Source organism: Streptomyces lothianensis (assembly GCF_047779955.1).
GTDB lineage: Bacteria > Actinomycetota > Actinomycetes > Streptomycetales > Streptomycetaceae > Streptomyces.
Genome location: NZ_JBLMKT010000036.1, coordinates 174897 through 191416, shown reverse-complemented (window position 1 = coordinate 191416; position 16520 = coordinate 174897). Strand labels below are relative to the sequence as shown.

16 protein-coding genes are annotated in these 16520 nt (G+C 70.8%); 6 read left to right on the top strand and 10 right to left on the bottom strand.

Annotated features, from left to right (window positions below; translation table 11 throughout):
- Nucleotides 1-47 precede the first annotated feature (47 nt).
- Nucleotides 48-1628 carry an MFS transporter gene (locus ACLF6P_RS12370; protein WP_415950154.1) on the bottom strand — a complete coding sequence of 527 codons (1581 nt, stop codon included), beginning with the start codon at nucleotides 1626-1628 and terminating at the stop codon, nucleotides 48-50.
- Between the two features lie 62 nt (nucleotides 1629-1690).
- Here ACLF6P_RS12370 and ACLF6P_RS12365 point away from each other — a divergent pair, with 62 nt between their 5' ends.
- Nucleotides 1691-2665 (top strand): helix-turn-helix transcriptional regulator, encoded by a 975-nt coding sequence (locus ACLF6P_RS12365; RefSeq protein WP_415950152.1) that lies wholly within the window; start codon nucleotides 1691-1693, stop codon nucleotides 2663-2665.
- A 280-nt stretch (nucleotides 2666-2945) separates the two neighbouring features.
- On the opposite strand, the gene ACLF6P_RS12360 is transcribed toward ACLF6P_RS12365, so the two are convergent.
- A complete protein-coding gene (locus tag ACLF6P_RS12360; RefSeq protein ID WP_415950150.1) occupies nucleotides 2946-3953 on the bottom strand; it encodes a sigma-70 family RNA polymerase sigma factor in 1008 nt (335 codons plus the stop codon).
- 551 nt (nucleotides 3954-4504) lie between these two features.
- Nucleotides 4505-5266, bottom strand: coding sequence for a dioxygenase family protein (locus ACLF6P_RS12355; RefSeq protein WP_415950193.1), 762 nt, complete (start codon nucleotides 5264-5266; stop codon nucleotides 4505-4507).
- Between the two features lie 188 nt (nucleotides 5267-5454).
- On the opposite strand from ACLF6P_RS12355, the gene ACLF6P_RS12350 reads away from it, so the two are divergent.
- The gene (locus tag ACLF6P_RS12350; RefSeq protein ID WP_415950149.1) at nucleotides 5455-5970 is read left to right on the top strand and encodes a MarR family winged helix-turn-helix transcriptional regulator; all 516 of its coding nucleotides are present in this window, start codon (nucleotides 5455-5457) and stop codon (nucleotides 5968-5970) included.
- A 125-nt stretch (nucleotides 5971-6095) separates the two neighbouring features.
- Here the strand turns inward: ACLF6P_RS12350 and ACLF6P_RS12345 are convergent, their stop codons facing one another.
- Complete coding sequence (locus ACLF6P_RS12345) at nucleotides 6096-7619, bottom strand: MFS transporter (protein WP_415950147.1); 1524 nt, start codon at nucleotides 7617-7619, stop codon at nucleotides 6096-6098.
- Nucleotides 7620-7815: 196 nt separating this feature from the next.
- Nucleotides 7816-8496, bottom strand: a complete 681-nt coding sequence (locus ACLF6P_RS12340) for a TetR/AcrR family transcriptional regulator (protein WP_415950146.1) — start codon at nucleotides 8494-8496, stop codon at nucleotides 7816-7818.
- 270 nt (nucleotides 8497-8766) lie between these two features.
- Between ACLF6P_RS12340 and ACLF6P_RS12335 the strand changes: the two genes are divergently transcribed.
- Nucleotides 8767-10065 (top strand): M6 family metalloprotease domain-containing protein, encoded by a 1299-nt coding sequence (locus tag ACLF6P_RS12335; RefSeq protein WP_415950144.1) that lies wholly within the window; start codon nucleotides 8767-8769, stop codon nucleotides 10063-10065.
- 24 nt (nucleotides 10066-10089) lie between these two features.
- The gene (locus tag ACLF6P_RS12330) at nucleotides 10090-10560 is read left to right on the top strand and encodes a pyridoxamine 5'-phosphate oxidase (protein WP_415950143.1); all 471 of its coding nucleotides are present in this window, start codon (nucleotides 10090-10092) and stop codon (nucleotides 10558-10560) included.
- A gap of 29 nt (nucleotides 10561-10589) precedes the next feature.
- On the opposite strand, the gene ACLF6P_RS12325 is transcribed toward ACLF6P_RS12330, so the two are convergent.
- Both ACLF6P_RS12325 and ACLF6P_RS12320 read right to left on the bottom strand, forming a co-directional pair.
- Entirely contained in the window at nucleotides 10590-12230 is a 1641-nt protein-coding gene (locus ACLF6P_RS12325) for an acyl-CoA dehydrogenase family protein (RefSeq protein ID WP_415950142.1), read from the bottom strand.
- 134 nt (nucleotides 12231-12364) lie between these two features.
- Nucleotides 12365-13042, bottom strand: a complete 678-nt coding sequence (locus ACLF6P_RS12320; protein ID WP_415950141.1) for a TetR/AcrR family transcriptional regulator — start codon at nucleotides 13040-13042, stop codon at nucleotides 12365-12367.
- A gap of 133 nt (nucleotides 13043-13175) precedes the next feature.
- Between ACLF6P_RS12320 and ACLF6P_RS12315 the strand changes: the two genes are divergently transcribed.
- Nucleotides 13176-13649 (top strand): NAD(P)/FAD-dependent oxidoreductase, encoded by a 474-nt coding sequence (locus tag ACLF6P_RS12315; RefSeq protein WP_415950140.1) that lies wholly within the window; start codon nucleotides 13176-13178, stop codon nucleotides 13647-13649.
- A gap of 113 nt (nucleotides 13650-13762) precedes the next feature.
- Here the strand turns inward: ACLF6P_RS12315 and ACLF6P_RS12310 are convergent, their stop codons facing one another.
- Nucleotides 13763-15001 (bottom strand): RNA-guided endonuclease InsQ/TnpB family protein, encoded by a 1239-nt coding sequence (locus ACLF6P_RS12310; protein WP_415950139.1) that lies wholly within the window; start codon nucleotides 14999-15001, stop codon nucleotides 13763-13765.
- A 262-nt stretch (nucleotides 15002-15263) separates the two neighbouring features.
- Here ACLF6P_RS12310 and ACLF6P_RS12305 point away from each other — a divergent pair, with 262 nt between their 5' ends.
- Complete coding sequence (locus ACLF6P_RS12305) at nucleotides 15264-15521, top strand: response regulator transcription factor (RefSeq protein ID WP_415950192.1); 258 nt, start codon at nucleotides 15264-15266, stop codon at nucleotides 15519-15521.
- 112 nt (nucleotides 15522-15633) lie between these two features.
- Here the strand turns inward: ACLF6P_RS12305 and ACLF6P_RS12300 are convergent, their stop codons facing one another.
- Nucleotides 15634-15996 carry an SHOCT domain-containing protein gene (locus ACLF6P_RS12300; protein WP_415950138.1) on the bottom strand — a complete coding sequence of 121 codons (363 nt, stop codon included), beginning with the start codon at nucleotides 15994-15996 and terminating at the stop codon, nucleotides 15634-15636.
- Between the two features lie 33 nt (nucleotides 15997-16029).
- Nucleotides 16030-16470, bottom strand: coding sequence for a DUF6325 family protein (locus ACLF6P_RS12295; RefSeq protein ID WP_415950137.1), 441 nt, complete (start codon nucleotides 16468-16470; stop codon nucleotides 16030-16032).
- Between the last annotated feature and the right edge of the window lie 50 nt (nucleotides 16471-16520).

Here is a 16520-nt window from a genome sequence, read left to right as displayed (position 1 = left end):
GCACCGCGAGGATGCGAGGGCGCCGGGCGTGGTGCGGTGAGGCTCGGTCAGTGGACGAGCGCCGGCTCCTCGTCCGCCGGGGACGCGTCCTCGGTGGCGGAGGCGTCCCCACCCTCCACGTGCTGCTTCGACCTGCGGGGCAGAGCGAACATCACCAGGAAGATGCCGACGAGGATGACTGCGACGAACTTCAGCGCGTGCTGGAACGCGTCCGCGAACTCCAGGCCGATCAGCTCGCGGACGACCGGGGACTCCGCGCCCGGCTCCTGCGGCCCACCGGCTGAGGAGAGCTGCCCGAAGAAGACCACCGAGACGAGCCCGAGCCCGAGCGCGTTGCCCACCTGCATGGTCGTGTTGATGAGACCCGAGGCCGATCCGGCGTGTTCGCGCGGCACTTCGGAGAGGACCGCGTCGGTCAGCGGGGCCACGATCAGGCCCATGCCGATACCCATCACGATCAACGGAAGGGCCATCAGCCAGGGCGTGATGTCCGTGCCGTAGTGGCCGGCCTGCCAGACGTAGAGGAGGATGCCGGCACCCATCGTCAGGGCGCCGAACTGCAGGACCATGCGGCCGAAGCGCGGCACAAGCTTCTGCACGGAGATGCCGGCCGCGGTGGAGACGGCGATCGAGAACGGGATGCCGGTCAGGCCCGCCTTCAGGACGCTCCAGCCGAGGCCTTCCTGCATGTAGAGGGTCCACACCAGGAAGAAGATGCCCATGACGAGACCGAAGGTCAGCTGCACCGCGATGCCCGCCGCGAAGCTCTTGACCTTGAACAGCGGCAGCTCGATCAGCGGTGAGCCGTCCTTCCTCGCCTTGTACCGCTCGTAGGCGACGAGGAGGGCGAAGACCGGGAGGGCGCCCGCCATCATGAGGTGGCCCCACAGCGGCCAGTCGAGCTCGTGGCCGCGGGTCAGCGGGTAGATCACCATGAGCAGCGCGGTCACGACGAGCACCACGCCGACGAGGTCGAGCTTGAGGGCCTTGGGTGCCTTGGACTCGCTGATGAACTTGCGGCCGAGGATCAGGGCCGCGATGCCGACCGGCAGGTTGATCAGGAAGATCGGGCGCCACTGCAGGCCGAACAGGTTCCACTGGGTGAGCAGTGCACCGAGCAGTGGTCCGGTCACCGCCCCGAGGCCGACGATCGCGCCGAACAGGCCGAAGACCTTGCCGCGTTCATGCGCCGGGAAGGTCGCGTGCACGATCGAGAGGACCTGCGGCACCATCAGCGAGGCCGTGGCGCCCTGCAGGATGCGGGAGGCGACGAGCATGTCCGGGTTGACGGCGAAGCCGCAGAGCGCCGAGGCGATGGTGAAGCCGGTGATACCGATCAGGAAGAGCTTCCTGCGGCCGTAGATGTCGCCGAGGCGGCCGCCGGTGATGAGGCCGGCCGCGAAGGCCAGGGCGTATCCCGCGGTGATCCACTGGATGTGGCTGGGGGTGGCTCCCTCGTCGCGGGTGATGGTGGGGAGCGCGACGTTGACGATCGTCACGTCCACGAGGTCCATGAACGATGCGGTCATCACGATGGCCAGGGCTATCCACCGCCGCCGGTCCCCCGGGTCCGCGTCCTGCCCCACGGCCTGGGCAGGGCCCTGCGCGCTGCTGCTTGTGTTCGTCATGGGAAGTACGTTAAACGTCATGTAGGACAGATCACGACCTAATTACGAGGCATGCTCGGAACATGACGACAGACACACCCGCACGACTGCTGCAGCTTCTGTCGCTCCTGCAGACGCCACGCGAGTGGCCGGGCAGTGAGCTCGCCGATCGCCTCCAGGTCTCGCGACGGACCGTCCGCCGCGACGTGGACCGGCTGCGTGACCTCGGCTATCCGGTGCAGGCGACGATGGGGGCCGACGGAGGCTACCGGCTCATCGCAGGCAAGGCGCTGCCGCCCCTCGTCCTCGACGACGAGGAGGCCGTGGCGATCGCGGTCGGGCTGCGGGCCGGGGCCGGGCATGCGGTCGAAGGCATCGAGGAGGCGTCGGTACGGGCGCTCACCAAACTCGAACAGGTGCTGCCCTCGCGGCTGCGCCACCGGGTCAACGCGCTGCAGAGCGCGACGAGTTCGTACGTGTACGGGGGCGGCGGGGACTCGGCGAGCATCGCGCCCGAGACGCTGACGGTGCTCGCCTCCGCGACCTCCGGGCACGAGCGGCTGCGGTTCTCCTACGAGGCGGGGGACGGGGCGCGGACGCGGCGGCTGACCGAGCCGTACCGGCTGCTCTCCTCCGGGCGCCGGTGGTATCTCATCGCGTACGACGTGGATCGTGACGACTGGCGTACGTTCCGGGTCGACCGGGTCACCGAGCCGTTCGCCACGGGAGCGCGGTTCGCTCCGCGGGAGGTGCCGACGGGGGATGTGGAGGAGTTCATGCGGGCGACGGTGTGGCGCTCGGCGCCGTCCGTCGAGATCGACGTCACGTTCGAGGCGCCGGCGGAGGAGCTCGCCCGACGTCTGCCGCCGTCCTTCGGCGCGCCGGTCCCTTCCGGTGACGACGCCTGCCGGGTGCGGGCGTCGGTGCGTGACTCCGTGGAATGGGTGGCGATCCGGCTCGCCCTCACCGGCGTGAACTTCCGGGTACACGGCCCCGCGGAACTCGCCGACCAGGTCGCCCACCTGGCCACACGCCTCACGCAGGCATCCGGGGGCTGACGCCAGGGGGTGCGGGGGCTGACGCCCCCACACCCCCGCGGGGCTCCGCCCCTGCACCCCCGGGAGTGACGCCCTGGGCCCTGCGGGGCCTGCGGCCCATGCGCCCCCGAATCTCTGTCGGGTGCAGGCAGCCCCGACGCCCCCACACCCATCGGGCCCCCACCACGCCCCCACCACGCCCCCACCACCCCTCCCCGAACACAGTGAGCCCCCGACGCCGGGGGGGGGAGGCGCCGGGGGCTCGTCTCGGGGGACGGGGGGGGAGGCCCCGTCGCGGGGGTTACGCTGCCGCGTCGAAGCCCGTGTCACGGGCGAGCTTCTTCAGCTCCAGCAAGGCGTGCTTCTCGATCTGGCGGATGCGCTCGCGGGTCAGGCCGTGCTGCTTGCCCACCTCCGTCAGGGTGCGCTCGCGCCCGTCGTCGATGCCGTAGCGCATCTTGATGATGGACGCCGTGCGCTGGTCCAGGCGGCCGATCAGGTCGTCGAGCTCCTCGCTGCGCAGCAACGTGAGGACGGACTGCTCGGGGGAGACCGCCGAGGTGTCCTCCAGGAGGTCGCCGAACTGGGTGTCCCCGTCGTCGTCCACCGACATGTTCAGCGAGACCGGGTCACGTGCCCAGTCCAGCACGTCGCTCACGCGCTCCGGCTTGGCGCCGAGCTCCGCGGCGATCTCGGCGTGCTCCGGCTCGCGGCCGTGCTCACGGTTGAACTCCCGCTGCACGCGCCGGATCCGGCCGAGCTCCTCGACGAGGTGCACGGGGAGGCGGATGGTGCGCGACTGGTCGGCGATCGAGCGGGTGATGGCCTGCCGGATCCACCAGGTGGCATACGTGGAGAACTTGAAGCCCTTGCGGTAGTCGAACTTCTCGACCGCCCGCACCAGGCCCGCATTGCCCTCCTGGATCAGGTCGAGCAGCGGCAGCCCCGAGCGCGGGTAGCGGCGGGCGACCGCAACGACCAGGCGGAGGTTGGAGCGGATGAAGACGTCCTTGGCCCGCTCACTGTCGTCGATCAGCGCCTCGAGCTCCTCGCGGCTCGCGTCCTTGCCGGTCTCGGTGGCCTGCTCGAGCGTGCCGTCGAGGATCTGCCGTGCGTACACCCCCGCCTCGATGATCTGCGAGAGCTCGACCTCCTTGGCGGCGTCGAGCAGCGGGGTGCGGGCTATCTCGTCCAGATACATGCCGACCAGGTCGCGGTCGGCGATCTCACCGGTTCCGACGCGAACACTGCTTGCCCCGTCGGTCTCGCCCTTGGCGGACTGACGACGGGCGACGGCACGGGTTGCCATGCGTGCTCCCTTGCGTTGAATGGGACCTGCTGGTGGTCTTCGGGACTCCAGGGGCGGCGGTCCGATAACGACTGACTACCGCTTCCGAAGGAAACAACGACTGGAATCCGGACAGAATTCCCAGTACGCCCAACAATTTTCGCGATCTTGCAGTACTATGCACCGCCGCATGCCCGGCCGACGCCCTGCGATGACACAAAGGTGCAGGTCGGGCCTGGTGTGCCGGGCTTCCCCGCACCCCCCGGGCGGCTTCTTCGGCGCCCGCGAAATGAGACGGGCGTCACACACCGTCCGGGCGTCAGGCCGCCCGCTGGGTGCGCCTTCGGCCCGCCCGCTTCCCTGCCCGAAGAGACGGCGAGGACCACACTCCGGTTGCCTGCACCGCCCGGCCGCCCTGACGGCCGGCAACCGACCGACGACACCCGACACCCGACACCCGACCGAGGGCCACCCACACCCCACACCCCACACCCCACCAACGGCTCACGTTCGCCACCAGTTCCCCCGCGAACCCTCCCCGCCCCGCAGGCCGAACCGCCTAGCCGAACCGCCTAGCCGAACTGCACCGACCGCTTGGCCAGCCCCATCCAGAACCCGTCGATCACCGACCGCTGCGCATCCAACTCGCCGGCCGCGTCCGCCGCCCCCATCGCCACGAACAGCGGAGCGAAGTGCTCCGTGCGCGGGTGGGCGAGCCGTCCGGCCGGGGACTTGACCGTGAAGTCGAGCAGCGCGTCCACGTCACCCGCCTCCAGCGCCTCGTGCCCCCACGCGTCGAACTCCGTGGACCAGGAGGGGATTCCGCCCTGCCGCAGCGCCGCCAGGTTGTGGGTGAAGAAGCCGCTGCCGACGATCAGCACGCCCTCGTCACGCAGGGGCGCGAGCCTGCGGCCGATGTCCATCAGGCGGCGCGGATCGAGGGTGGGCATGGAGATCTGCAGGACGGGGATGTCGGCGTCCGGGTACATCTCGACGAGCGGTACGTACGCGCCGTGGTCGAGCCCCCGGTCGGGGATGTCCTGCACCGGGATGCCGGGCGCCTGCAGCAGCTTCCGTACGGATGCGGCGAGCTGCGGCGCCCCGGGGGCCGCGTATTCGACCTGGTAGTAGTGCTCGGGGAAGCCCCAGAAGTCGTGGACGAGGGGGACGGTCTCGGTCGCACCGAGGGCGAGTGGGGCCTCCTCCCAGTGCGCGGAGACCATCAGGACGGCCTTCGGCCGGGGCAGTACGGCGGACCAGGCGGCGAGCTGTCCGGGCCACAGCTCGTCGTCGGCGAGTGGCGGGGCGCCGTGCGAGAGATAGAGCGCGGGCATGCGCCCACCCTCGAACGCGGAGGCGGACCCGACTACGGAGGCGGATGCGGCTGCGGAGGCGGATGCGGCTGCGGCGTTCATGGCGGCTCCCTCACGGATCACATGCTTGAAAGTTCAAGCACACCCTCAAGCTACTCCCGCGCCCGTTTTCTTTCAACCTTCAAGCAACCCTTCCGTACAGTGGAAGCATGGCGAAGGTGAAGAAGAACGAGGACCCGGCCGAGCCCCGGTGGCTCAGCGATACGGAACAAGAGACCTGGCGCGCCTACTTGCACGCCACCATGCTTCTCGACGATCACCTGGACCGCCAGCTGCAGCGCGACGCCAAGCTGCCGCACCTCTACTACGCGCTGCTCGTCCAGCTCGACGAGGCCCCCCGGCAGCGGATGCGGATGACCGAGCTGGCCAGGCAGACGAAGATCACCCGATCCCGGCTCTCGCACGCGGTCGCCCGCCTGGAGAAGAACGGCTGGGTCCGCCGCGAGGACTGCCCCTCCGACCGGCGCGGCCAGAACGCGATCCTCACCGAACAGGGCACCGAAGTGCTGCGCCGCGCGGCACCCGGGCACGTCACCGCCGTACGGCAGGCGCTGTTCGACCGGCTCACCCCCGAACAGCAGAAGTCCCTCGGCGAGATCATGAAGATCGTCGCCGAGGGACTTCAGCCGGGTGAGGCGGGTGCCGATCTGCCCTGGCTGCGCTGAGCGCCTACGCGCGCACCCGACCGCCTGCGCGAGCGGGTGCCGTGGCGCCCGTCAGGGCGCGCCCTGCCGTACAGGCATCAGCGCGCCCTGCCGTAACGGGCATCAGCGCGCCTGCCGTACGGGTGTCAGTGCGCCATCGCGGGAAGGGTGGCCTCCTCGTCCGCACCCGCACCGCCGCCGGAGGCGACCGGCGTCGAGCTCTGCGCCTTGGTGGTGATGAGGGTGAACGCGAGCGCCGCGGACACCAGCAGGATGCCGACGGCCCACCAGATCGCCGAGGTGTAGCCCTCGACCATGGCGCGCGCCTGGAGCAGCTGCGGGTTCGTGGCACCGCCCGCGTGGTCCGCGAGGTATGCGGTCGTGGCCGAGGCGGCGATGGTGTTCAGGAGCGCGGTGCCGATGGCGCCGCCGACCTGCTGCGAGGTGTTGACCATCGCGGAGGCGACACCGGCGTCCCGCGCCTCGACTCCGAGGGTGGCGAGCGACATGGCCGGCATGAACGCCGTACCCATGCCGAGGCCGAGCAGCAGCTGCGCCGGCAGGATCAGCATCGCGTACGAGGAGTCGATGTCGAGGCGGGTCAGGAGCAGCATGCCGAGCGCGGCGACCAGGAAGCCAGGGCCCATCAGGAGGCGCGGCGGGACCCGTGTCATCAGCCGGGCGCCGATCTGCGTCGAGCCCGTGATCATGCCGGCGATCATCGGCAGGAAGGCGAAGCCGGTCATGACCGGGCTGTAGCCCTTGACGATCTGCAGGTAGTAGGTCAGGAAGAGGAACAGGCCGAACATCGCGATGACCGCAAGACCGAGCGACAGGTAGACACCGCCACGGTTGCGGTCGGTCACGACGCGCAGCGGCAGCAGCGGCGAGCGGACCTGGCGCTCGGTGAGGACGAACGCGAGCAGCAGGACCACGGAGGCGGCGAACGTCACGACGGTCAGGGAGTCGGTCCAGCCCTCGGACTCGGCGCGCGTGAAGCCGTAGACGAGCGCGACCAGACCCAGCGTCGACAGGAGCACGCCCGGGATGTCGAGCGGCGAGCGGTTGCGGCCGCCGGCCGGCTCACGGATCACGAAGTACGCGCCGAGGGCGGCCACGACCGCGAAGGGAATGTTGACGAAGAAGGTCCAGCGCCAGTTCAGGTACTCGGTGAGCACCCCGCCGAGAATCAGCCCCACGGCGCCGCCGCCACCGGCGATCGCACCGTAGATACCGAAGGCCTTCGCGCGCTCCTTGGCATCGGTGAACATGACGGCGAGCAGCGAGAGCGCCGCCGGTGCGAGCAGCGCACCGAAGGCACCCTGTGCGGCGCGGGCGATCAGCATCATGGCCTCGCCGGTCGCGGCGCCGCCGAGCGCGGAGGCACCGGCGAAACCGACCAGGCCGGTCACGAAGGCGCGCTTGCGGCCCCACAGGTCGGCGATCCGGCCGCCGAACAGGAGCAGGCCGCCGAAGGCCAGGGCGTAGGCCGTGATGACCCACTGCCGGTTGCCGTCCGAGATCCCCAGGTCCTGCTGGGCGGTCGGCAGCGCGATGTTCACGATCGTGGCGTCGAGCACGACCATGAGCTGCGCCAGGGCGATGAAGACCAGGGCGGTCCATCGCTTCGGGTCGGGCCCGGCGCCGGGCTTGGGGGCTGTTTCGGACATGGGGGTACCCACCTCGGTGTTTCGTGAGAGCTCGCGCGCACGGCGGCACGCGATGAAGAGTCGTAAGGAGGAGAGGGAAGAGAGTCGTAAGGGAGGAGCAGAAGGAGGAGAAGAAGGAGAAGGAGGCGGAAGAAGAAGAGGTTCGTAGGGGTGACTGTGCGAGGCGCCGGGATTCATCGGTGCCGACGCCGTCCGGTCAGCCGTTCTTGCGGAGGTCCTCCAAAGTGGCTGCGGTGCCCGGCAGTTCGGACCGGGCCGGTGCCTGCAGGCCGTCCAGGAAGAGCTGCAGGTGACGGTGGACGAACTGGTCGAAGTTCACGCAGCCCGAGCCGGGCAGGGGGCGGGTGAGCTGGGAGAGCGCGACCATCAGGTCGCCGACGGCGACGTCCGTGCGCAGCCGCCCCGCGCTGCGCGCCCGCTCCATCAGCGTGTCGACGAGGCCTTCGATCCGGTCGCGGGAAGCGTCGAGATCCGCGTGCGCCTGCTCGAAGTCGCCGGAGAGCATCGGGCACAGGGCGCCGATCCGTTCGTCGGCCGCCTCGTGCACGAAGCGGCGCAGCGCCTCGAAGGGGTCGCTCTCCTCGGCGAGCGCCTGCTCGGCCCGGTCCGATACGCGGTCCATCACGGAGCGGACGACCTCGCGGACGAGTTCGGCTCGGTCGGCGAAGTTCCGGTACAGGGTGGCGTTGCCGACACCGGCCCTGCGGGCGATCTCGTCGAACGGGACCTCGGGGCCGAACTCGACGAACATCTCCCGGGCCGCCGCGATGATCCGCTCACGGTTGCGCAGTGCGTCGGCCCGCGGGCGGGGCGTGCGGCGCTGCGGTTCGGCGGCGGGTGCGGTGTCCGAGGTAGCCGCGTCGGCTGCGGTGGCCATATCCCGGGCTTCCTTTCACTGATCCGGGGAGTGGATCCCCGTTTCGTACATACACGAGTCTAAACGGGGAGAGCTTCCCCGGTTATTTCCCCACCCCCACGTGACCCGCCTCACACCTTCCCGTCGCGAGAATCCCACGATCGGCGCACCCAGCGCGCGCGTGTCGCGCCTCCGGCACAGGGTGATCGTCAAGGACGCGGCACCACGTACTGCCGCCCCGAAGGACGCGGCCGCCCTCCGCCGCCGCGCGCCGGACCGGAAGGCCCTCGCATGCAGCTGTCCCGCCACTGGATATCCAGGCCCCGGTGGATATCCAGGCCGCGTCGCACCTGGCTGGCAGCAGCCTCGGCGCTGGTCCTCTCCGTGACCGCCACGGCCAGCACCGGACAGCTCCTCGCCCGCACCGGCAGCGCGGCAGGCCCGGTGTCCGCGTCCCGCTCCTCACCCCTCGGCCCGTGCATGATCACCGGCTCGATGGGGGTGCAGATGTCCGAGGGCGTGCCCACACCGCCCGGCTACGCCCGTTCCACGGGCACCGTCCGCGCCCTGAACCTCATGGTCGACTTCCCCGACGCCCCCGGCGAGGGCACGGCGCTGGAGCGCCACGGCGAGTTCTTCCCGCAGACCCGCGAGTGGTTCGCCGCCAGTTCCTACGGACGGCTCGACTACCGGCCGGAGACGCCGGTCAAGGACTGGCTGCGGATGCCGCAGGACTTCGCCGCGTACGGAATAGAGCGCGGCGCCCCTTTCGATCCCGGCTACCGTGCGCTGGTCACGGACATCGTGCGGGCCGCCGACCCGGACGTGGACTTCGCCGCGTACGACCTCGTGAACATACTCGTCACCCCGAACGCCGGTCCCTCCGCGCTGGACACCGTGCTCTCGGTGACCTTCGCCGGGAACCACCAGGCGCCCGTGGCGGACGGGGTGCCCGTCGCCAACGCCTCCTTCGTCTACAGCCGCCAGGACGACGGCTCGGGCTCGTACCACGAGACCGGCTACCGGGTGCTGCCCCACGAGAACGGGCACGTCTTCGGCCTGCCCGACCTGTACACCGCCGACGGCGGCGGGGCCGTCGGGCACTGGGACATCATGAGCGAGGACTGGGGAGCCAACAACGACCTGCTCGGCTGGCACAAGTGGAAACTCGGCTGGCTCGACGACAGCCAGGTGCGGTGTGCCTCGGCGCCCGGGGTCTCCGAGCATCTGCTCAGCCCGCTCGCGCTGAAGGGCGAGGACACGAAGCTGGCGTTCATACCGCTCGACGAGCGCACCGGGTACGCGCTGGAACTGCGCACCCGCGCGGGCAACGACGAGGCGGTGTGCAAGCCGGGGGTGCTCGTGTACCGGGTCGACGCCGAGGTCGACACCGGACAGGGGCCCGTGACGGTGGCCGACTCGGCGCGGGACTCCGGGGGCTGCACGCGGAAACCCAATGTGCACGCGGAACTCTCGGACGCGCCGTACGCGCCCGGGGAGAGCTTCGAGGACACGGAGCACGGGATACGGGTGACGGTGGTGTCCGAGGAGGCGGACGGACGGGTGAAGGTGCGGGTGCGCCGGGGGTAGGCGCCGGGGGTGCACCCTGGTGGCGTGACCCATACCCCGCCGTCGGCCTTCCTCGAAGCGCTCGCCGAACACAGCACACTGAACCTCGCGTACATCGACGGCGACGGCCAGCCGCAGGCCTGCGCCGTCTTCTACGCCCTCTCCGACACCGGAAGTCTGCTCTTCCTCAGCTCGCCGAGCACGGTCCACGGGGCCGTACTCGCCGACCGCTCCCCCACCGCCGCCGTCGCGTTCACCGCGCAGGCGGACCGGCAGACGTGGACCACGATCCGCGGGGTGCAGGGCCGGGGCATCGGGCGGCGGGTGCCGGAGGAGGCCGAGGCCGCCGCCCGCGGCGCGTACCTGCGCGCCTTCCCCTACGTCGCCGAGGACCCGCGCCTCGCCGCCGCCGTGGGTTCCGCGACGCTGTGGGAGCTCGTGCCCGTATGGCTGCGCGTGATCGACAACGGGCAGGGTTTCGGGCACAAGGAGGAGTGGCGGCGGCCCGAGGGGTGAGAGCCTGTTCCCACCCCTCTCTCCCCGCCTCACGCCGGCAGTCGCTCCAGCACCGCCCCGAAGTCCGTCCCGGCGGCCAGCGTGCCGAAGGCGAAGCCCGAGTCGCCCGCCAGGCGGGAGGCGCAGAAGGCGTCGGCGACGGCGGGCGGGGCGTGGCGGACGAGGAGCGAGGCCTGCAGGACCAGGGCGGCGCGTTCGACCACGCGCCGGGCGCGGATCTCGGCGTCCTCGGTCAGGGCGAGTTCGCCCCGCAGTCCGCGCCAGGCCGAGTCGAGGCGGGCGTCCGCGCCTGCGGCCGCCTCGACCTCGCTGCGGAAGGCGTCGAGCGAGGCGGGTTCGCGGGCCAGGGCGCGCAGGAGGTCGAGGGCGTTGACGTTGCCGGAGCCTTCCCAAATGCCGTTGAGCGGGGCCTCGCGGTAGAGGCGCGGCATCCCTGATGCCTCGTCGTAGCCGTTGCCGCCGAGGCATTCGAGCGCCTCGGCGACGAAGGCGGGCTGCCGCTTGCACACCCAGTACTTGCCGACCGCGGTGGCAAGCCGCAGGAACGCCTTCTCGCCCGCATCGCCCCGCTGTGCCCGGTCCGCGGCGCCCGCGAGACGCAGCCCGAGCGTGGTCGCCGCCTCGGATTCCAGCGCCAGATCCGCCAGTACGTTGCGCATCAGCGGCTGGTCGATCAGCTTGCGGCCGAAGACGGAGCGGTGGCGGGTGTGGTGGGCGGCCTGGGCGAGGGATTCGCGGAGGTGGCCCGCGGAGCCGAGCACGCAGTCGAGGCGGGTCATGGTGACCATGTCGATGATGGTGCGCACGCCCCGGCCCTCCTCCCCCACCAGCCAGGCCACGGTGTCGTCGAACTCGGGCTCGCTGGAGGCGTTGGAGCGGTTGCCCAGCTTGTCCTTGAGTCGCTGGATGCGGAAGGTGTTGCGGGTTCCGTCGGGCAGGACGCGCGGGACGAGGAAGCACGAGAGGCCGCCGGGTGCTTGCGCCAGGACCAGGAACAGGTCGTTCATCGGGGCGCTGGTGAACCACTTGTGGCCGCGCAGCCGCCACGTCCCGTCGGACTGCTCCACGGCGGCGGTGGTGTTGGCGCGTACGTCCGTGCCGCCCTGCTTCTCCGTCATGCCCATCCCGGCGAGCAGTCCGCGCTTCTGCGAAGGCGTGCGCAGGCCCGGGTCGTAGACGCGGCTGGTCAGCAACGGCTCGTAGAGCTTGGCGAGTTCGGGTGCGCGGCGCAGCGCGGGGATGACGGCGTACGTCATGGAGACCGGGCACATGTGACCCTGCTCCATCATCGTGGCGAGCATGAACGTCCCCGCGCGGGCCACATGCGCGCCGGGCCGCGCGTCGGCCCAGGCGGAACCTGCCGCGCCGGCGCCGACGGTGGCGGTCAGGAGCGAGTGGTACGCGGGGTGGAAGTCGACCTCGTCGATGCGGTGGCCGTAGCGGTCGTGGGTGCGCAGTTCGGGCTCGAAGCGGTTGGCCTGCTCGGCCCAGGTGCGGGCCTCCTCGCCGCCGACGAGCTTGCCGAAGCCGAGCAGTTCGTCCACGTGCCAGTCCGCGCCCTCCCGTCGTACGCCTTCGAGGAGTACGGCGTCGTCGGCCGGGTTGTGGCCGGTCAACGGTGGGGCCTGGTTGGTCACTTCGTGGGTCACGCCGGTGGGGTTGGTGGTCATCTGGGCCTCCGGAGGGGGTCACGGGTGGTGGGCGTGGACGGCGGCGGGGTCACGCGGCAGGTGGTTCGGCGTGCGGGCGGCGGTGGTCGGCGGGCGTGCGGGCGGCGGTACGACGGGCGTGCACGCGCCGTGGGTCACCCGGCAGATGGCGGTACGGCGGACGGCGGTACGGCGGACGGCGGTACGGCAGGGGCGCCCGCGCAGCGCAGGGCGGCGGCGGTGAGGTCGGCGATGAGCACCTCGACGGCCTCCGCGCCGGGATCGGCGTAGCGGACATCGGCCGCTTCCCCCAGCGGATAGACGAGCACCTCGCCGATCGCGCCGGTGAGGGCGGCCGCCGTGATCTCGGTGTTCTGCGGGGGCAGTTCGCCCACCGCGACCCCTTCGCGTACGACCTCGGCGAACAGCGCCCGGTAGCGGCGCCGGAAGTCGAGGCGCTCGGCGCCGACCGCCGGTTCGGCGGGGGCGGCGAGCAGGGCGTGGGCGAGGCCGCGGTTCTCCAGGGCGCGGCGGGCGAAGACGCCGACGCCGCGGGCGAGCCGCCCGACGGGATCGCCTCCGCCGCGCAGCACCTCCCCGAGCACCTCGACCTCGCGTCCGGCGGCCCGCCGGAACACCTCGACGGCGAGCGCCGCCTTGGACGGGAAGTGCTGGTACACCGAGCCCGCCGCCATCCCTGCCGCATCGGCGACGGCGGTCACGGACGCCTGTGCCCAGCCCACTTCCGCGACGACCTCGGTGGCGCAGCCGACGAGCCGCTCGCGGGCGGCTTCGAGGCGACTGATCTCGGCTGGGGTCTTGCGGTAGGCCATGAAAGAAGTGAACCATCATTCAGACCTTCCCGCCACGGTCCGGCCCCTGTGGGTGATTCCACCAGCGGCCGGATCCCGCGGTTGGGTAGCGCGGCCGATGCCCTGTCCGCGGCGGATTCCTAGCCTCGGCGGTATGAGCACACAACACACCGAAATCGGGGCGGGCCAGGCCGTACCCACCCGGCGCACCCCCATGGGCCGAAAGGTGATGAGGCAGCTGCGCTACCACGGGGCGCCTCAGCTGCGTATCAAGCGGGCGCAGCTGGAGGAGCGCGGCGTCGAATGGATCACCAAGCACATCGTCGGCGTCGAGGACGGGCTGCCGCGTCTGGCCGACGGGAGGTCCTTCGACGTCGGCACGGTGGTGTGGGCGACCGGTTACCGGCAGGTCTTCGACTGGATCGACCTGCCGGTCCCGATCGAGAACGGCTGGCCGGTGGAGTACCGCGGCGTGGTCGAGGAGGTGCCCGGCCTCTACTTCTGCGGCCTCGCCTTCCAGTACGCCTTCGCCTCCGGCGAGATCCACGGAGTGAGCCGCGACTCGGCCTATCTGGCCAGGCATATCGCCCGGCGCGCCGCCGCCCGGCCCGTGCCGGTCGCCGCGTAGAGGAAGGTACGTGGGGAACGTACGTGTGGACCGTTACGTGGGGAACGTACGTGGGGAACGTGCGCATGGGAGAGCCAAGCAGGTCTGTGGCGCCTATTGTCAACTACCCGTCGCTAAAGCGACGGGCTTGCACAGCGGGCGCCACTGGCTGTGGCGGGGCGCTTGCGTCTGGTCCCACTCCGGGGTTTCGGGGGTGGGTCTGGGGCGGTTGACTGCGCCCCGCGTCGCCACAACTGTTCCGCGCGGGCGCGGATGTTGCAGGAGCTGTTGCGGTCTGCGTGATCAACGAATCCGCAGGACCGGCACGCAAAACGGGCTTGACTCACCCGGTTCGCCTTGTCGATGTGGCCGCACTCGGCGCAGGTGCGCGAGGTGTATGCCGGATCGACGTACACCACCGGCACGCCGGCCTTGCGGGCCTTGTACGCGATGAACTGCCCCAGCTGGTGAAAGCTCCAGCTGTGCAGGGTGGCCCGCTGGGGCTTGCGAAGCCGTACCCGCTCGCGGATGCCCGTCAAATCTTCGAGGGCGATTCCGCGACCGGTGCGTTCTGCCTCGGCCACCACATGTTTCGCGATCTTGTGGTTGATGTCCTTGGCCCGTCGCGCCTCCTTGCGTCGCCGCTTCTTCGACCGGCGTTTGGCGGACGGGGTGTTTTTGGTCTGCAGCTTGGTGCGCAGGGTGCGTTCGCGGACCCGGATCCGGTTGAGTTGCCGTCCGGCCATGATCTCGCCGTCACTGGTGGTGGCGATGTTCACGATGCCCAGATCGATGCCGAGGAATCCGTCCGGGGACGTGTTCGGTTCGGCCTCGGGGACTTCGCAGGTGGCCAGCAGGAACCACATGCCGTCCCGGCACACCAGGTCCGACTCGCCCCGCCGGTGCAGCGCCAACGTGGCCAGCTGCTCCGGCGAGCCGGTGAATGCCACATCCTTGACCCGGCCCGCGACTGTCCAGATCGAGATCCGCCGCTGGGCGTACTGCCAGGACAGCATCCGGTCGTCATAGGGCTGCGCACCCTCGGGGCGGAACGCGATCGGTTTCCCGACCGCCCGCCGATAGCGCTGGGAGGTGGGCTTACCCAGGTTCCCGGCCTTCAGGTTCGCCTTCAGGGTGGCGTACGCGTCGCAGGTCTTCTTGATCACATGCTGGGCGGCCTGCGCACCCAGCCCCCACCGGGTCCGAACCTCGCCATAGGTGTGCTCGCGCAGCGTGAAATTCCGCTTCACGCCCTTGGTGAACGCGATCGCTGAGGCCCAGGTCGCGGCCTCGTTGCAGGCACGCAGGGTCGCCTCAAGCGCCGCCGCCTGCACAGGCGTCGGCAGCAGCTTCACCTGCACCACCAGCTTCACAACCCCCAACGCTAGTGCGACTGTCCGACATATGTACCCAGCGCCCCGCCCGTTCACCATGACCGGCGATCACTCGCCCACGCGTTCGCATTCCCCGACTCCGTCGGGCAGGCATATTGGGCGCTCCGCTCCCACGACAGGCACGATGCTGCGACGCTCCGCGTCGCCAGCACAGGATGCGATTCCTCCCAGGGGTGAACCCCTGGGGCTCCTCGCAAGAATCACGCTGAAGTCGGTGGAATGAGGCGGCGGGCACCGTCTACTGCGCGGAGACCGCCGACCCGGTGCACCGATCGCCACCGTCGGGCTCCGGGAACAGCACGCCGAACCGCGCGAGGTCCAGGTGCTCCGCCTGGTGGCCACAGGCCGGTCCAACGCGCAGATCGCCGCCGAGCTGGTCCTCTCGGAACGCACGGTGGAACGCCACCTGTCGAACATCTTCGGCAAGCTCTCGGTGACCTCGCGCACGGCGGCCGCAGCCTTCGCGTACCGGCACGGGCTGACCGAGCCGCACGCCTGAGACCGGCTCCCGGGGTGCCTGGCTCCGGGAGGTGCCTGGCTCCGGGGTGCCTGGCTCCGGGAGGTGCCTGCGTCCAGTAGGTACCTGGCGGATCATGCCGCCGGGGCACCCGCTAGGAGTTGAGCACCCGGGCCTTCTCCGCGGCGAACTCCTCATCCGTGAGCAGGCCCTGCGCCTTCAGCTCCGCGAGCGCCGTGAGCTGGGCGACCCGGTCGACCGGCGCCGCGGGAGCCGGGGCGGCGGGCTGGTTCCCCCAGCCCTGCCCGGGCTGCGCCTGCGCCTGCGCCGCCTGGGCCTGAGCCTGGGCTGCCTGTACCGCCTGCTGGGCCTGGTACTCCTCCTCGGCCCGCCGCCGCATATCCCGCTCGGCCATCCCCCGGTTGACCCGGTTCGACACCGCGGACGCGGTCCCGGAGATGACCGCCGTACGGGCGATCGTGCCGAGCAGCCCGGGCCGCCCGAAACGCTGAGGCATACCGTTCCCTCTCCTACGTGGGTACGAGGACGTTCAGGCCGCGTCGAGCGCCGCAACCGCCGCGGCCACGGTGTCCCGGTCGATCCGCTCGAACATCCGCAGCTCCCCGTGCGAGCCCCGGATCGCGGCGCCGAGCCGTGCGGCCCAGCTGTTCTCCCAGGCCACGACGAGCGCCGAGGACAGCGCGGGCAGCTCGTCCCCGATCCGGTGCAGATCCTCGTCGCTGAACAGGTCGAACGGCGCCTCGACGACCTGCCGGAAGTCCGCGTCGACCTCCGCGTCACCCAGCTCCACGATCTCCACGCTGCCGTCGGCGCCCTTGCGTACGAAACTCAGGTCGAGCACCCGCACGGTCCCGTCCTTCTGCAGATCCCGCAGCGCGGGCGCGACCTCACCGTTGAACCGGTTCCCCTCGAAGGCGATCACCGCGACGTCGACCGGTCCGATGCTGTCGATCTCCAGACCACTGGGCACGTGCGGGCCGCCTTCCCTGAGGTACAAAACGGGTTGATCGGATCATAAGG

What these genes read in the sequence shown, in the direction of transcription:
- ACLF6P_RS12360 (WP_415950150.1), bottom strand. Translation starts at nt 3,953, where the DNA reads ATGGCAACCCGTGCCGTCGCCCGTCGTCAGTCCGCCAAGGGCGAGACC.
- ACLF6P_RS12370 (WP_415950154.1), bottom strand. Translation starts at nt 1,628, where the DNA reads ATGACGAACACAAGCAGCAGCGCGCAGGGCCCTGCCCAGGCCGTGGGG.
- ACLF6P_RS12340 (WP_415950146.1), bottom strand. Translation starts at nt 8,496, where the DNA reads ATGGCCACCGCAGCCGACGCGGCTACCTCGGACACCGCACCCGCCGCC.
- ACLF6P_RS12325 (WP_415950142.1), bottom strand. Translation starts at nt 12,230, where the DNA reads ATGACCACCAACCCCACCGGCGTGACCCACGAAGTGACCAACCAGGCC.
- ACLF6P_RS12345 (WP_415950147.1), bottom strand. Translation starts at nt 7,619, where the DNA reads ATGTCCGAAACAGCCCCCAAGCCCGGCGCCGGGCCCGACCCGAAGCGA.
- ACLF6P_RS12365 (WP_415950152.1), top strand. Translation starts at nt 1,691, where the DNA reads ATGACGACAGACACACCCGCACGACTGCTGCAGCTTCTGTCGCTCCTG.
- ACLF6P_RS12355 (WP_415950193.1), bottom strand. Translation starts at nt 5,266, where the DNA reads ATGCCCGCGCTCTATCTCTCGCACGGCGCCCCGCCACTCGCCGACGAC.
- ACLF6P_RS12320 (WP_415950141.1), bottom strand. Translation starts at nt 13,042, where the DNA reads ATGGCCTACCGCAAGACCCCAGCCGAGATCAGTCGCCTCGAAGCCGCC.
- ACLF6P_RS12315 (WP_415950140.1), top strand. Translation starts at nt 13,176, where the DNA reads ATGAGCACACAACACACCGAAATCGGGGCGGGCCAGGCCGTACCCACC.
- ACLF6P_RS12300 (WP_415950138.1), bottom strand. Translation starts at nt 15,996, where the DNA reads ATGCCTCAGCGTTTCGGGCGGCCCGGGCTGCTCGGCACGATCGCCCGT.
- ACLF6P_RS12350 (WP_415950149.1), top strand. Translation starts at nt 5,455, where the DNA reads ATGGCGAAGGTGAAGAAGAACGAGGACCCGGCCGAGCCCCGGTGGCTC.
- ACLF6P_RS12335 (WP_415950144.1), top strand. Translation starts at nt 8,767, where the DNA reads ATGCAGCTGTCCCGCCACTGGATATCCAGGCCCCGGTGGATATCCAGG.